16 protein-coding genes are annotated in these 15,839 nt (G+C 40.8%); 12 read left to right on the top strand and 4 right to left on the bottom strand.

The genetic code is table 11. From position 1 onward, the window contains the following. Window positions 1-49 precede the first annotated feature (49 nt). From AB4513_RS19360 to AB4513_RS19305, 12 genes are read left to right on the top strand one after another with little or no spacing between them, the layout of a single operon-like run. Entirely contained in the window at window positions 50-826 is a 777-nt protein-coding gene (locus AB4513_RS19360) for a pilus assembly protein CpaB (protein WP_009845565.1), read from the top strand. A gap of 1 nt (window position 827) precedes the next feature. Then, window positions 828-2,153, top strand: coding sequence for a type II and III secretion system protein family protein (locus tag AB4513_RS19355; RefSeq protein ID WP_009845564.1), 1,326 nt, complete (start codon window positions 828-830; stop codon window positions 2,151-2,153). Then, entirely contained in the window at window positions 2,153-2,614 is a 462-nt protein-coding gene (locus AB4513_RS19350) for a hypothetical protein (RefSeq protein WP_009845563.1), read from the top strand. Before AB4513_RS19355 ends, AB4513_RS19350 begins: the two co-directional genes overlap by 1 nt. 2 nt (window positions 2,615-2,616) lie before the next feature. Beyond that, complete coding sequence (locus AB4513_RS19345) at window positions 2,617-3,810, top strand: AAA family ATPase (protein WP_009845562.1); 1,194 nt, start codon at window positions 2,617-2,619, stop codon at window positions 3,808-3,810. After that, on the top strand, window positions 3,807-5,072 hold the full coding sequence (locus tag AB4513_RS19340) for a CpaF family protein (protein WP_009845561.1): 1,266 nt from the start codon (window positions 3,807-3,809) through the stop codon (window positions 5,070-5,072). The genes AB4513_RS19345 and AB4513_RS19340 overlap by 4 nt, the downstream gene beginning before the upstream one ends. Then, window positions 5,069-5,983 (top strand): type II secretion system F family protein, encoded by a 915-nt coding sequence (locus AB4513_RS19335; protein ID WP_009845560.1) that lies wholly within the window; start codon window positions 5,069-5,071, stop codon window positions 5,981-5,983. Before AB4513_RS19340 ends, AB4513_RS19335 begins: the two co-directional genes overlap by 4 nt. Continuing rightward, window positions 5,983-6,849, top strand: a complete 867-nt coding sequence (locus AB4513_RS19330) for a type II secretion system F family protein (RefSeq protein WP_009845559.1) — start codon at window positions 5,983-5,985, stop codon at window positions 6,847-6,849. The genes AB4513_RS19335 and AB4513_RS19330 overlap by 1 nt, the downstream gene beginning before the upstream one ends. Beyond that, complete coding sequence (locus AB4513_RS19325; protein ID WP_009845558.1) at window positions 6,846-7,976, top strand: lipopolysaccharide assembly protein LapB; 1,131 nt, start codon at window positions 6,846-6,848, stop codon at window positions 7,974-7,976. Before AB4513_RS19330 ends, AB4513_RS19325 begins: the two co-directional genes overlap by 4 nt. Continuing rightward, window positions 7,973-8,509: a TadE/TadG family type IV pilus assembly protein gene (locus AB4513_RS19320; RefSeq protein WP_009845557.1), complete on the top strand. Its 537-nt coding sequence runs from the start codon at window positions 7,973-7,975 to the stop codon at window positions 8,507-8,509. The genes AB4513_RS19325 and AB4513_RS19320 overlap by 4 nt, the downstream gene beginning before the upstream one ends. Beyond that, on the top strand, window positions 8,499-9,083 hold the full coding sequence (gene tadF, locus AB4513_RS19315) for a tight adherence pilus pseudopilin TadF (protein ID WP_009845556.1): 585 nt from the start codon (window positions 8,499-8,501) through the stop codon (window positions 9,081-9,083). The genes AB4513_RS19320 and tadF overlap by 11 nt, the downstream gene beginning before the upstream one ends. Window position 9,084: 1 nt before the next feature. Then, window positions 9,085-10,401 (top strand): vWA domain-containing protein, encoded by a 1,317-nt coding sequence (locus AB4513_RS19310; protein ID WP_009845555.1) that lies wholly within the window; start codon window positions 9,085-9,087, stop codon window positions 10,399-10,401. 1 nt (window position 10,402) lies between these two features. Continuing rightward, on the top strand, window positions 10,403-10,969 hold the full coding sequence (locus tag AB4513_RS19305; protein ID WP_012600426.1) for an OmpA family protein: 567 nt from the start codon (window positions 10,403-10,405) through the stop codon (window positions 10,967-10,969). Window positions 10,970-11,106: 137 nt separating this feature from the next. Here AB4513_RS19305 and AB4513_RS19300 read toward each other — a convergent pair whose 3' ends face one another. From AB4513_RS19300 to AB4513_RS19285, 4 genes are all read right to left on the bottom strand, one after another. Further along, window positions 11,107-13,410, bottom strand: a complete 2,304-nt coding sequence (locus AB4513_RS19300) for a bifunctional diguanylate cyclase/phosphodiesterase (RefSeq protein WP_009845553.1) — start codon at window positions 13,408-13,410, stop codon at window positions 11,107-11,109. A gap of 435 nt (window positions 13,411-13,845) precedes the next feature. Further along, entirely contained in the window at window positions 13,846-14,694 is an 849-nt protein-coding gene (locus AB4513_RS19295; protein WP_009845552.1) for a sulfurtransferase, read from the bottom strand. A 35-nt stretch (window positions 14,695-14,729) separates the two neighbouring features. Continuing rightward, window positions 14,730-15,044, bottom strand: coding sequence for a hypothetical protein (locus AB4513_RS19290; protein WP_083784002.1), 315 nt, complete (start codon window positions 15,042-15,044; stop codon window positions 14,730-14,732). A gap of 227 nt (window positions 15,045-15,271) precedes the next feature. After that, window positions 15,272-15,839, bottom strand: a 568-nt coding sequence (locus AB4513_RS19285; RefSeq protein WP_372081067.1) for a hypothetical protein, incomplete at its 5' end; no start/stop codon positions are given.

The following is a 15,839-nucleotide window of genomic DNA, read 5'->3' as shown; positions in this document are numbered from 1 at the left end:
TGAAATATAATAATCTATAAGGGGCTTGTGCCCCTATTTTGGGCTTGATATGAACAGAATAATCATTCTTCTTTTTGTTGCTTTATCTATTTTTTCAACGCTGGTATATATTAATATTAACTATATTTCAACTGACGAAGAGCCACTTGAGGTTCACGAAAAAGAAGAACCTAAAGTCAGCATTTTAGTTACTCAAAAAGAAATTAGACGTTCTCAACCTTTAATCCCCAAGTATTATGAACAGAAGTTTGTTCACATATCTGATTTAGATGGTTACTACTATACGTTAGAAGACGATTTAGTTGTTAAACCTGGTGCTCTTTTTAAAGATGACATCAGTAAAGGTACTTATTTAACACAAGATATGATCTCCAATCCGGGAGACCGAGATTATATGTACTTGTCACTAAATGATGGTGAATTACCTTATTTTTATGAAGTAACAGGTATTGGAGTCGTACAAACGGCAACTCTTACTCCTGGCGATAAAGTGAGTTTTGTTTCAACAACGTCTTCAAAATCAAACCTGGTTGAGAATGGGTATGGTGATATTGGCGATCTCGTTAGCCGAGTAATTATCAGTGGGGCGCGTGTTTTGCAGGTAATAAAAGGCAGTGAAGATAGTGACTCCGAAGATGCAGAGGATAAAAAATACAGTTTAGTCATTGCATTGAATATGCGGAGTGTTTTGAAGCTAGAAATGGCTCAAAAAATTGGTGATGTGAATATTATTCCATCTGAAATAGAAAATCGCTATTTATCTATCCGCAGTAGTGACCTTTTAGAAACTCAGTTTGGTGTCAGAGAATTACGTGGTAAGGAATAACATGACTTTAAAGAAGAAAAATATAGCCTTGCTATTGTGCGGGATTCTTTCATGTCCATTGCTCGCATCAGAATTAATGAACTTGGATCAAGGCGCTGCGAAAACCATTAATTTGAAGAGACAGATATCGACGGTGTTTGTCGCGAATCAAGAAATAGCAGACTACAAAATTATCGATGAAAATAAGGTTGTAGTTTATGGCGTTGGCCAAGGAACGACCTCTGTGATTGTTTATGATCGCGGTGGAAACGAAATTTATAACGCAGAATTGGTAGTCAACCAAAGTTTAAGACTATTGAAGCAAACACTCATTGCTAGATTCCCTGATGAAAACGTTGTGGTTTCCAATGTAGGTGACCAAGTTGTATTAGATGGCATTGTCGGTAGTGAAGAGATTAAACAAAAAATCAATCGACTTGTTGGTGAAATGTTGAAGAAAGATCGTCGCCGCGCAGCTTATGAACTAAAGGATGCGGACGGTGAAGCCTTAGACGAGCTAGAGTACACGGCAAAGTACAACTACGATCAAGTCATTAATAACTTGAAAGTACTCACTACTGAGCAGATCAATGTCAAGCTAACGGTCGCGGAAGTATCTAGCTCATTTTTGACAGAATTAGGTGTTACTTATAGCGATAGTGGTGATCCGGGTACTTTTGTAAATAAGCTACTTGATTTTACGGCTCAAGATATCGTTTCAGTTATTTCCGCTAGTGGTGATGACAAAATCGGGCGTGTATTGGCCGAGCCCAACCTTTCTGTTATTTCAGGTGAGCAGGCTAGTTTCCTAGCCGGTGGCGAGATACCAATTGCTATCAGAGATGAAGACGGGATTACCATTTCTTATAAAGAATACGGCGTTAAGTTGGCCATGGTTGCAAAGGTAACTGACACAGAGAATATTCGCCTAACCTTGATCCCAGAGGTTAGCTCGATTGATGAATCAAACAAAACCACGACAGGCTTAATTTCTGTGCCTTCTTTACGAACTCGACGAGCTCAAACAACGGTTCACTTGAAAGATGGGCAAAGTTTTGTTTTGGCGGGGCTATTGACATCGGAAGAGCGTGAATCGTTAACCAAGATTCCAATCTTGGGAGATATTCCAATTCTAGGTGCGTTGTTTAGCCACTCTTCCACCAACCGTTCCAAGACTGAATTGATCATTGTTGCGACTGTAAACTTGGTTGATCCGGTTGAGCAAGAGCAGGTCAAATTGCCAAGCTTTAGACGCACAAGTGATCTCGAAAGACTCCTTAGAATTGATCTTTCGGAACTTGACGAACCAGAGCTTGAAAACACGATAAACCAAGGAGGATTCAACTAATGAGATGGATCGTTATTACTTTAATCGCTCTTATTGCTTCTGCTTGTTCTCATGTTGATACCCCAAACTCTAGTGTGATTGAGCAACTGGAGGAGCGCTTTGAATTTGATATGGCGAGTAGTGAAGATTCAATCTCTCGCTCGGTGGCCTTTATTCGTGAGCTCAATGCGAGAGAACCTAAGGCGACGTTCTACGTTAAATATAAACCGGATGCGAGTGAGTTTGTTGCCAAATTACGAGATCGATTTAAGTCGGAATCTATCGCAAAAGACAGATATAAAATCGAACTTGCCGATCATGACCAAGAAAAAAACATCTTAATCATAGGTCGATATGTCCGAATTAAAAGCAGCGAATGTGGAGTGATGGTGTTCTCGAAAAGGGAAGATTATCAATTTGGTTGTAGTGTTGAACATAACCGAAACATCAGCTTGGTTAACCCAATTAAGAAGGCGAAATAGTAATGGACTTGGATATCTTGTTTCGTAATTCGTCGTCGAAAGTGAAGTCGACGGTTGAGGCTACCGATCTCATTGTGTCTGATGATAATACCCTAACTGAATCTATTAATGATTTGTACGCTATTGAAGGTTTCCCTAAACCACTTGAAGTCACCGATATTGATTTAGATGGCGTTTGGAATCAGTCAAACATTAAGCTTAACCACGTTGTGTTGGATCTTCGTAGTGCCTCCAACGTTATAGAGCAAGTTTCCGAGATTTCGGTTCGTTTGGATGTGAATATATCTTTGCTTGTTCTCTGTGATGTTGATTCGATAAAGCTGCGTAACCAAGTGCATGCATTAGGTGCTAGTTATGTTCTTTGGGATCCTGAACTTGATTCATTACTTGCGGCAATTAAAACGACGCAAGAAGGTGAAAGCACCGTTAAAAAAACGCGTGTAGCCAAACGTATATTAGTTTTGGGTACCAAAGGTGGCATTGGAGTATCTTGCGTAAGTTCTGTTTTAGCACACTCCTTAGCAGAGCAAGCAAATCTAAAGACACTCTTGGTGGATCATGATTCAGGAGCACTAAATAGTGACATTTATATAGGTGTAAAAGGCTTGAAAGCCAAGCACAACAGTATAGATTTGAATCAGATCGATATCGACAGTGCGATAGCTAAGACCTATGTACATGGTGTGAAAGATAAGCTTGATTACTTGGTACTAGAGAAAAATGTTGCTTGCCTTACTGATCACGCATCTACATTGTACAACCTTTCCAATCAACTCATTGATCAATATAACTTTATCATAGATTCGGCGCCCTTATCTTGCTATGAAGAGATGCATGATCAGGAGTTATCAGATAAGTACCATCGCATCTTTATTGTCTGCGAACCTTCGGTTTCTTCACTGCGTTCTTATAACTCTTTGAAGAAGAAGATCGGGAAATCTGAACACCAAATCATCTTCAACCTTAATCGGCCAGCGAAAGACTTCATGATGACACTCGCGAGTGCGAAAGAGAGAATCAAAGCCAAAGATAGTATTGATTTCATGTACGAGCCGTCGCTAGAAAAAATCGTGGTACAGCAAGGTATTAATGAGTTGCTTAAATCTAAGTCTGCCACTGCCGTTCTAACTATGGTTGCCACGTTGACAGGCAAGAAAATTAAAACTAAATCACGTTTCAGTTTGTTTAGAAAATGAATCAATTAAAAGAAATTTACATCCAGCTTCGAGATGAGATCTTTGATGCTCTAGATGCCGCTACGCTTGTTGAAATTAGTAATCAAGAGCTAGAAGAACAACTCAAAGACTCGGTTAATATATTGATCGATAAGAAGCAGCTGCAAGTCAGCTCATTGAAACGTGTCGACTTAGTCAAAGCGTTACTCGATGAGTTGAAAGGCCTTGGGCCCCTGCAAGCTTTAGTCGATAACGATGATATATCGGATATCATGATCAACGGTCCTTCGGATATCTTCATAGAAATCAATGGCAAGGTTGAACAATCACCCATTCAATTTGTTAACGAAAAACAACTGAACACCATCGCTAAGCGAATCGCATCAAATGTGGGTCGTCGTATCGATGAATCAAAACCCCTTTGTGATGCTCGTTTAATGGATGGGAGCCGTGTAAATATTGTGATCCCCCCGTTAGCGATAGACGGTACCTCTATCTCGATTCGTAAATTCAAAGAGCAAAAAATTAGGCTTGAGAATCTTGCTGAGTTTGGTGCGATGTCTGTCGAAATGGCTAAGCTTTTGTCCATTGCGAGCCATTGCAAGTGCAACATATTGATCTCCGGTGGTACTGGTTCAGGTAAAACAACGTTATTGAACGCATTATCTGGCTTCATTGGCGAAACTGAACGTATTGTTACTATTGAAGATGCTGCGGAACTACAGCTACAAAAACCTCATATTGTTAGGCTTGAAACTCGACAAGCTAGCGTTGAAGGAACAGGAGAAATCACCGCTCGAGACCTTGTGATTAATGCCCTTCGTATGCGCCCGGACAGAATTATTGTTGGTGAGTGTCGTGGTGGTGAAGCCTTTGAAATGCTTCAAGCGATGAATACAGGGCATGATGGATCTATGTCGACATTGCACGCCAATACACCGCGTGATGCCATTGCTCGTACTGAGAGCATGGTAATGATGGCAACAGCCAGTCTGCCGATATCCGCAATACGTAGAACCATCGTTAGTGCAGTAGACCTTATCGTTCAAGTTAAGCGCCTCCACGATGGTAGCCGCAAGGTGATGTACATTTCTGAAATTATCGGGATGGAAGGGGATAGCGTGGTGATGGAAGACATTTTTCGTTACGAAGCGACTTCAAATTTCAAAGATGGAAAAATGGAAGGTGAGTTCAGAACACCCGGTTTATCGACTCGTTCTGTGATTTATGAACGCGCAAAATTCTTTGGTTTAGAACAAGCAGTGAAGGAGATATTTACATGACCTTAATACTGATTGCTTCATGGAGCGCTTTGCTACTTTACTTCCTTATCCATCGCTCTCGTCAAAGCAAAAAATTGAGTAGCTTAATTGAGATGGAAGCTGAGTTTGAAGGGGTTAAAGGTGTTCGCTCTGTTATCGATTCACAACAGTTTGAAGAGAGCTATAAAGCCAGAATCAGGAAAATGTACAAGAAGGTAATCAAGGTATTTCAACCTAATATGTCCTTGAAGCTGGTCTTGTTTATCTCTGTGACGACATCTGCAACTTATGCTCTCAATGAGTTTTTTTTACGTCAGGACTTTATAGTTTGTCTGATTGTTGTTGAGCCTCTCTTGTTCTTTGTCTTTTATAACAATCTAAAAGCAAGGCAAGTAGAGCGTTTTAAAACTAACTTTCCAGACGCTTTGAACATTTTGAGTGGGGCCATTTCTTCAGGGCAAAGCATCATTCATGCCTTCGAGTATGTAGGTAAGCAGCTTGATAACGAAGTGGGCAAAGAGTTCAAATTCATGGCTGAGCGTTTACTTATTGGTGAAGACCCTGATGACGTTCTTGAACGAAGTAGCAATACGTTTCCGTACTTAGAGTACTTTTTCTTTGCTTCAACGATAAGAATCAATTTGGCTAGAGGTGGACAACTCAAAGATGTGATCAACAAAATAAACCGACTTATGTTCGATTCAAGAGCTGTGGAGAAAAAGAAAAATGCCTTGACCTCAGAAGCTCGAGCTTCGGCAAAGATAATTGCCTGCTTACCGGTTATTTTTCTTATTATTTTGAAGTTTACGAGTCCTGAAAACTACAGTTTTGTGATGTTTGAAGAAGCTGGTCAACCTATTTTTTATTATGTATTAGCCAGTGAGCTAGTTGGTTTTTTTTGCATTTGGCTGATTTTGCGGGGTGTGAATTGATGGACTTTGAAACCGTTATTATTTGGAGTGTGATATTCATTATATCGATGGTCCTAGCAACGTATTGTTTACGGTTTTGGGATAATACGAGAGCGGATATAGAGACTCGAAAAATAATCGGTTCGACACGAGAAGAGAAGAAAAGAGCAGATTTATTCAAGGCTATATTGTCTAGGATTAGTTTTAATAAGCATGAAACAAAAAGAAAATTGGTCGCAGCTGGCTTTTACAGTGATTTCCTGGCCGACGTTTATTACTTACTAAAAATCGTTCCTTTTTGTGTTTGCTTAGCACTGATTGGCTTTGATTTTTATAGCGGCGACACGAAAACGGTATTCGCACTGTTATATCTAATGGGGGCTTTATTAATATTTATCATTGGTCCTGATTCTTATGTGTCGGCTCGAGGTAAATCTAACATCAAGCACATAAGTTCACGATTGCCATTTTTACTCGACTTAATGAATGTTTGCGTCCATACGGGGATGACTATCGAGTCTAGCTTGGAGTACTTGGCGAAAGAACTTCACTCAGTAGACAGTAACCTTGCTCATGTGGTCAGAGTAACTGTCGAACGATCTCGCCTGGTGGGCCTTGAAAAGGCATTAGAAGAATTTTATGAGCTTGTTCCAACTAGTGAATCACAAAGTTTTGTAATGACCATGGTGCAGAGCCTCCAATTTGGTTCATCAGTTGGTCCGGTATTAGTGACTTTAGCAAGCGATATTCGCGAGCTTAATATGATGGATTTAGAAGAACGAATCGGGAAAATGGGGGCGAAGATGTCGATTCCACTTATCGCTTTTATCATGGTTCCGATTATTATTTTAATTGCAGCTCCAGGTATTATGAGGGCGTTGATGTGATAAGAAATTTTGTATTGTCCGTTATTGTTTTGGTTCTCTTCTCCGGTTGTTCAACGGTTAATAACCAACTTGATACCAAAGAACAACTGCTTTTAGGGTCGGGTGACTCACAGAAACTCATTGAATTTTATAAGGCAAATATACAATCGGAACCTGAATATAAAGTTAAATTGGTTAATTTGTATTTAGATCTAAAAGATATCAAGTCTGCTGAGCTGTATCGCAGCACTTACAATGATAATGATCTTGATGAACCTGAATACATTTTAACTAATGCAAGGCTTTATTATCAAAAAAAGAATTTTGAGAAAGCACTGGAAGAGCTGAGTAAGTATCGGGATGAAGGTGGCAAAGAGTATGAGTATCAACTTTTAACTGGAAAAATATTGGCTCAGCAAAAGCGATTTGCCCAAGCGATCGAACATTTTGAGGAAAGTAGAAAACAAGGGGCTTCAGACAGGGAGGCTGGCAACAATATCGCAGTCGTCAAAATAATGCAGTCTGATTATTTGGGTGCAACAGACATTTTATATGACCTTTACCTTTCGAATCCGAATGATCAGAGAGTGAGCTCTAACTTGATTCTCTCTTCGGTTAAATCTCAGCGACCGGATATCGCGCTAGAGGTTTTGAAGCATTCGAATAGCGATGAGCAAGCTCACAAACAGTTGTCTGCATTAATGAGGTCAATATCTAAAAGCAAAGGGAAGAAGGCCGTGACACAGTCAACGATAGAAATGGAACAACACTTTATTGGCTCTCAAGCTAATTCAGGGGGCTTTGTAGCCCCGACGTCTCGCGTAAGTAAATTGGATGCTACCACAGAGTTTCAAGCATCTAGACACAGTGTCGATGGTTCTGTACTTGACCCAAGAAAACTTAAGCCCGGGGCAAAACCCATTTATCGTGTGCAAGTATTGGCGACGTATACGGCGATCCCCTCTGACTTTTTGAACTATTTGAAAACCAACTACGGCTCTGTTTATTCGTATACACATGGTTTATGGAAGCGTTACTGCATTGGTGACTTTAATGACTTAGATGAAGCGAAAGCGTTTTTAAACAGTATCGATATCAAGGGAGCATTCGTTGTTGATTACACTAAGAAAAGGTATGTCCGACTATGAGAAGGTTTAAGCGAAAGCAAAAGGGGTCATTGACGGTTGAAGTCGCTATGGGGATTCCGATTTTTCTGGCTATTGCCTTTGGCTGGGTAGAGATCTGTATTTTGACATTCTCAATGAGCATGACAGACCATGCTTTGACCACAGCGGTAATGCGTACCAAAAAAGCGGGCGACTCAAGCAGTAGCAATTCCATCAACTACGGCCAAATGATCAATGATGAGTTAACTAAAGCTGGCGGGGCATTATGGAGTAATGTAGTCAAAGAGGGGAGTGTAGTTATTCATGTTAACTACTTTCGTGACTACGAAGGCTTTCTCAAATGTACGGATACTTACGCTTCTACAGATGAGTGCCCAGATAAGAAAGATGAACCCGAAGACATGGCATTAGCTGTCTATGCTTTAGAGTATACCTACGACCCGATTGTATCCATTTGGTTTCCAGATATTGCTATTAAACGTGAAGTCATCACTATCCAAGAATATGAAAGATGTTCGTTCAAAATTGGTCAGGGGGCAGGTTGTGCAAGCTAAACAAAAAGGCGCATTTGCTGTTGAATTGGCGATGGTATTAGTTTTTGCTTCAGGGATCTTCGTTGCCGTAGTCAATCATATGCTAGCTATTAATAAGAAGGGCCAACTCGACAGAGCTTCTTATTCATTGACCACTATCTTTGCTGAACGAAAACAATTGTTTAATGCCAACATGGATATATGTGCGGGTGACTGTAGAAAGACAGAACACAACGCGTTTGTGATTGCTTCTGCTTCGATGAAACGAATGATTCCAAACTTTGATAAAACCAAGTTTGGGATGCGCATCGACGAAATAAGGCTTGAAGAAACCGCTTTATCTGGAGGTAGAGTGAATTACCGAAGGGTTCAAAAAACTCTAACCAAAGGGAGCATTCATGGGTGTGACTTTCCTGATATGAGCGATATAACTAAGCAAAAAGCGATAGAAATACTGCCAATCACATCACGAGGTCGCAGATTACCCATGTATCAGGTTTCATTATGTTATGAAACACCAATCAATGTGCTTGGTGTTGCTAACGGTGAAGTCTTTCGCCTTGTAAGTACATCTTATTCATTTGCGAGGGTTTGAGGTGAAATCGATAAAGAAAAACCGAGGTGTCGCAGGTATTTTGTTCGTTGGTCTCTTACCAGCGATGGTTATTTTTATGGCGTTTTCGATGCAAATGTCGCAACAGATGTTGGCTCACTCTCGGTTATTAGAAGCTGCAGAGGTTGCGAGCCTCGCACTTATTGCAAGCCCTAAAGAGGATGAAGATAAAAACGTAAAGTATGCACGTTACTTGGTTGATAGATACATTTTAGACAATTCAGAGGATGTGGATGTCGCCGTATTTACCCGTAAATGTGAATATAAAGATGGTTGTGTTCAAGCTAGCGGCGAATTAGCGCCATTTAGTGACTTTGTCGTTAGTGCTACCGCCAAATATACATCATGGATTTCGTATGAAGATGTCGATTTAGAACCTGAATTTACGGTTAGTGGACGAGCGGTCACGCGAAAGTATCTTCCTCAATCTGTCGACGTTTACTTCATCGGTGACTTTAGTGGTTCTATGGGTAACTCGTGGAAGAACGGAAAAATGAAGTTAGACGTTGTAAAAGAAACCATTAAACGAGTTGTTGATGACATCGAAAAATTTAATACGGAAGAAAAGAGTCGAGTCGCCTTACTTGGTTACAACCCGTTTCATGTTAAGCAGACCGATAAAACTGTAAGAGTTAACGCTTATGGCTATTACGGTTCATGGAGAAAAAAATACGCTTACAATTACGCTCGTTCCTCGCCAGGAACAACGGTTAGGCGAATGTTTGACAAACCCAAACTGTATAACGAAATACTCGAGCCAAAGAGGGGTATGAGTCGATACGAGGTTGAACGTCTCCATACCCACAACGTTAATTTTGCTAAGTATTATAAGTTTTATGATATTCCATTGACTGAAGACTATGATGAATTTCGGTCTCAACTAATGAATACCAAGCTGCAAGCTGGTGGAGGAACGTCGTCATGGAATGGGATCATTGCTGCCGCCCAAGAAGCTAATAAAGCAACGAATCTAAACCCTGAGCAAGTGTTTATTGTTTTATCTGATGGTCAGGATGGCGACAAGAACTATTTACAAAAACTAGTGGACCAAGGGCTGTGTAAAAAGCTGCGCTCAACTATATCGGCCAAACGAAATCGCTTCCAAAGTAACTCGCCGACTGAAGCTGAAAAAACCAAAGTCACGATGGGCGTCATTGGTATTAATTACAAAGTAAATGAAAGTGATGGCTTTGGGGATTGTTTTGGTAAGAAAAACATCTACCACGCAAAAGATGGTGAAGATGTGTACAAGTACATTCTGAATTTGATTAATGAAGAAACCGGAAAACTAAAGGATTAACATGAGATACCTAGTAATTATGTCTACGATACTACTGTCTCCATTGAGCTATGCAAACTGCTTGGGCAATGTCGGCGAATACGTCACTTCGAAAACGTTGGTGTCTTCTCATACTGTTACGACACAAGTGACTGGAAAGCTAATAAAGCTTGATGAAAAACCTCAAAATGAGGTGCTCAATAGAGAGAGTGAAGTCATTCAAATCGCAGCTCAAGATGATGTCTGTTTCTATGATAAAGCGACGCAATCTTTGGTGCTCAATTATCCAACTAACGTGTACCTATTGGATGAAAACCATAAACAAGTATTAGGGCAGTACCTTAGCTTGGTGGGAGATAAATCCAAGATTTATATAGAAGGTCATGCAGATAGCTTAGGCAGTAAAAGCTACAACAAAGCACTGTCATCTCGCCGAGCAGGACAAGTGGCGAGCTACTTGAAGAAAGATCTTCATCAAGGGAATCGCATTGTTGAATATGCGTATGGCGAAAGTGCACCAATTTGTAAAGTCACAGACAATAAGGCAACAGGTTGTAACCGACGAGTTGTGATAACAGTTAAGTCGTAATGGGCTTTGTTGTCGTTGTCTGTATTTTTATTTTTTGGGCCGCTCTGTTAAGTGGTGTGTAAAGAAAAGGGAACCCGTTTGGGTTCCCTTTTTAATCTATAGCGTTATTCGTTTAACCAGGTAAAGTACCCAAACAGTTACAACGTGGGTTCTGGTAGTTCTGTAGCCATAACTTGAGCCGGTGTTAGATACTTGCATAACTCATCATAAGGAATAGGGCGAGAGAAGTAGTAACCTTGCATTAAGTCACATCCGCATGCTTTTAGAATCGCGAAGTGTTCGTTTGATTCTACGCCTTCTGCCAACACCACCATACCGAAGTTTTTACCGATAGCGATGATGTTCTGGACCATTGTTAGTGACTGTTGATCGACTGCTATGTTTTCAATGAAACTCTTATCAATCTTAAGTTCGTCGATAGGGAGTGCTTTTAACATGCTCAATGACGAGTAGCCCGTACCGAAGTCATCCAGAGAGATCTTAATATCGTTTTCTTTGAGGGCTTCAAATAGTGGTTTCACTATAGCCACATCTTCAATGAACAAGCTTTCAGTAATCTCGAGCGTTAAACAGCTTGGTGAGAACTGATATTTCTCAAGCGTAGTGAATAGGTGTTCTGAGAACGACTTATGTGAAAACTGACGTACGGATATATTGATCGAAAGACCGATCTTTTGTTCTATCGTTCGGTGTAAATGAGCGATCTGCATAACGCTGGATTCAATAATAAAGGTGCCGAGTTTTTGCATTAAACCTGTGCTTTCAGCAATAGGAATAAATACGTCTGGCGGGACAAAACCCAGTTCATCATCTACCCAACGCACAAGCGCTTCTACACCGTGAGTACTTTCATCGGCACGAACCAATGGTTGAAAAACCATAAATAAAGCTTGTTTATCGATAGCGATACGAAGCCTTTGTTCTACTCTCATTTTGTAGAGGTGGGCGTCTTGCATCTCAGTAGTAAAAATACTGTATGAGTTTTGCTGCTGTTTCGCTTTGTACATCGAAATATCGGCAGAGCGTAACAGGCTATCTAAATCTCTTCCGTGGTCTGGGAAGCGGGCAATACCTACACTGCAACTCAACAAAAATTGAGCGCTTTCAACTTCATAAGGTTGAGAAAGTACTTCAATAATTCGTTCTGATAGTCGCTTAATTTCAGATTCACTATTCAGCGTTGTTAAAAACAAGAACTCATCACTGGATTCTCGTACCAATAGGCTGACTCTGGAGCGAAACCGCATCAAACGTAATGCAATTTGTTTGAGCACCTTGTCTCCGAAGTCATGTCCATGGGTATCATTAACACATTTGAAGTTATCGATGTCGATAAACAGCAGTGAGAATGGCTCTGACTCATCTTCAATCCACTTGCCAATGTTTTTACGCATATAGGAGCGGTTGGGGAGAGAGGTTAATGGATCGTGATTGGCTTGGTAAATCAATTGGCTGCGAGTTCGTTGCTCGTTCTTCGCAATCGATTTTACTAAAAAATAGAAACCAAACTGAAGAACAACAAAAACAAAGAAAAGAGTACCGAACTCTTTTGCGAATATACCATCAACGTGTTCTAGGTCTGTACGGCCGACAACCCAAAGCTTGTAGTCTGGAATGTATTTAGCGCTAACGAGCGATGGGAAAGCGCTATCATCGATACAGAAAGAATATGTGTATTTTCCTGTTTTCGCTTCTTTGACGCTGACAGTCACTTGCTCAGAAAAGCTTTTGGTAATGCGATCCATTAGATCGTTATCAACTGGTTTTAAATAAGCGTCTAGCGACTCGATATCGCTAGAAAAAAACTGACGATAGTTGTCGGTTCTAAGTAGAGTTAACGTGTTGTAATTGCCTGCGTGCGCATTGTTTTCAAACAATATTGTACTGTCTAAGCGTAAACCTGCGGTCATGACTGCATCAACGTTCTTGCCATCGAGAGAAATGGATTTTCTTAATGGGATCACGAGGCTGTTAAGAGAATCATGGAAATAGGTGCGCCCTAAAACCATTTTATTACTCGATATAGCCTCTAGAAATGAGTCTCTGGTGTACGGGAGATCCAGTAAATTAAATTGATCAGACAGTTGTAGGTTTGAGCTGATTGATAGGTAATCCCCTTGAGGATTTAGTAACCCGAAAGCGGCTATTGCAGGATGAGTATCAAGCAGTTTATCTAATATTGGTCGAATTTGAATCGAAGCCGTGCGGGTAAAGTCGGACTGCTGAGCAAGTTGATGCCCAACCACTTCAAGCAGTGCTTCTTGGCTAGTTAATAGAGAGTTTACTGAGCTAGAGAAGATCTCAACTTGGATATGCTGTTGCTTAGTAAAGTCATCTCTGTTTGATTGCCACTTGGTTATGCCAAAGGCGCTGAAAAGTATCAGGGTAAGCAGCACGATCATAGCGTACAGCGACCAGATATTTTTCTTAAATAGAGCCATGAGATGCCTTTTGTTGGTGACTACTTTTAACAGACTGCAAGTGACAACGTTTATATCGCCAGTGTGATTAATACAACGAGGCATAAAACATCAGAGATGAATATATCAATGATTAAATAGTGTAACGGCTAAGAACAGAGATTCTTGAATGAAATATTAACACTCATAAACGTGCTGACAATTAACCCATGATTAATCACAGTTTTTGTTAGCAATCGGATGGCTCTACACATAGGTAGTGTTAACTCTGTCACTACCTAGGTGTCTTCAAGTGACTACGTCTTCAAGTTACAACCGTGTTAAACGCTTGAGTTAATAAGTGCCTAGCTGATTGAGCAATAAGATGCTTAAGTGTCATGGGCTTCAGCCATAACCTTTAGTAAGCTCCGTATGCATGCGCAGTATATTCTAACAGTATCATTAAGCGAAGCTGAATTACTTTTTAGTTACGGCAATAGGTAGTTTTTCATTTGCGCCCCATTCAGTCCATGAGCCATCGTAAACGCCCATATCACTTGAATAACCAGCCAGTTTAGCGGCTAATAAAATGATGCAAGCCGTCACACCTGAGCCACAGCTAAAGAACATAGGTTGAGAGGGGGGTAAGTTTAGGGTCGAGAAAATGTCAACTAACTCTTCTTGAGGTTTCAATTTACCTGCATTTAAGACTTGTGCGAACGGCAAGCAAACTGAGTTTGGGATGTGGCCACTACGTAAGCCTTCACGTGGTTCAGGAACTTCTGAATCGAAGCGAGCTTGAGAACGCGCATCTACAATGTTCGCGTTCTTGTTATCGGAATAGCTTTCAATTTGTTGAGCATTAACAAAATAGTCGTCTTGAATACTCCCATCAAAATTCCCGGCTTGAACTTCTGTTTTATAGTTAGTGTCTGTTACGTAGCCTGCATCTATCCATGCAGGTAAACCGCCATCTAAGATATAAACGTTGTTATGTCCCATTGCCATAAACATCCACCATGCGCGAGGCGAGGCAAAAGTTCCTGAGTTATCGTAAACCACGATCGTACTGTCTTGATTGATACCAATTTCTTGTGCGCGTGTATTGAAGTGTTTTTCGGTCGGGAACATGTGAGGGAGCAGAGTGTGCTTGTTACAAAAGTCTTTGTCGTAATCGAAACGAATCGCACTAGGTATCACTTGTCCTTTGATCTTTTCTGACTCACTTGGGATCTGAAATTCGATACTGGCGTCGAGGATTACAATGTTGTCTTCTTCTAGCAAACGTTGTTGAAGTTGTTCTGGTGAAATGAGTGGCTGATTCATTCTTCTTATATCCATTCTTGTTGTTATATCGGCGACTAAGGCGCAGCCCGGCAGTGGATGAACTGATAGCTGCTTTGTCCGGTTATTTGATTGTTTAATGTATCAAGCACAACAATAGAATCAATAGGGCAGTCTGTTGTTGGTGGAATGGAAACGCGAAATATTTCGTTGTCTTGAGTTTCAACCGTGAGGTAGCGTCTATGTCCGTCTAGGGATTGAGTGAGCGTATTGGAGATGACTCTGGCTTCAATGCGTTCTCCGGTAGAAGATGTCATTGGGAAATAGGTGAGAAATAAAAGTAGCCCAATACCAATCGATAATATAACGAATCCTATTTTCAACTGTTTCATAAAGTAAGCCTTTGAAAGTCATCTTTAAAAGATAAGACAGGCTTTCGATAAAGTGAACATAACCAGTACTGAAAATTGAAACAGCGCCCAAATATAAAGGTGAGCCTCATTGCTCACCTTTATGCATTGTTATTCGACTTTCGACTTTCAACTTCGAGACTGCTGACTAACTCCAACTAAATTTAGCTATTGTTAAACTGAACTCAGCGCTTTTCATTCCTTTACGTTTACCAAGTGATTTGTGATCCGTCACTTGCAACGACTTGTTGCAGCGGCGCTTGACCATCATAAAACCAGATCTCAATTAACAGAATATCTTCGCTTAGCGGCGCCGAAAAGTTGGACGTAAATGTACCGTTGTCTAAAGGGCCTCCAATGACCTTACTTGAATAATCAGGCTTGTAAGTTAAGTCTGTCCTTGTGGTAAATCGACTATATACGGATACGAACGAACGATCGGTTGAGATGTGGCTGATATCAATATTGAGGTCAAATTGATCTACAGAGTTATAATCGAAACCATCAGGTATTACGAGCTCATCCATTTTGTACGCTTGCGGGCCGTTGGAGATAACCGCATTAACTGGTGTCGGTGCCGGATTTATAGCGACGGTGACTGGTGATGAGACCACTGATGGTGATGTAACTGGCGCTGACGCCACTGGTGTTGACGTCGCTGGCGTTGACGTCACTGGTGTTGACGTCACTGGTGTTGACGTCACTGGTGTTGACGTCACTGATGTTGACGTCACTGGCGCTGACGCCACTGGTGTTGACGTCACTGGTGTTGACGTC

It is taken from the genome of Vibrio sp. 10N.222.54.E6, from assembly GCF_041473955.1.
In the GTDB taxonomy this organism is placed as follows: domain Bacteria; phylum Pseudomonadota; class Gammaproteobacteria; order Enterobacterales; family Vibrionaceae; genus Vibrio; species Vibrio tasmaniensis_A.
Note: the sequence above shows the minus strand (reverse complement) of the source record. Positions and strands in the feature narration are given on the sequence as shown.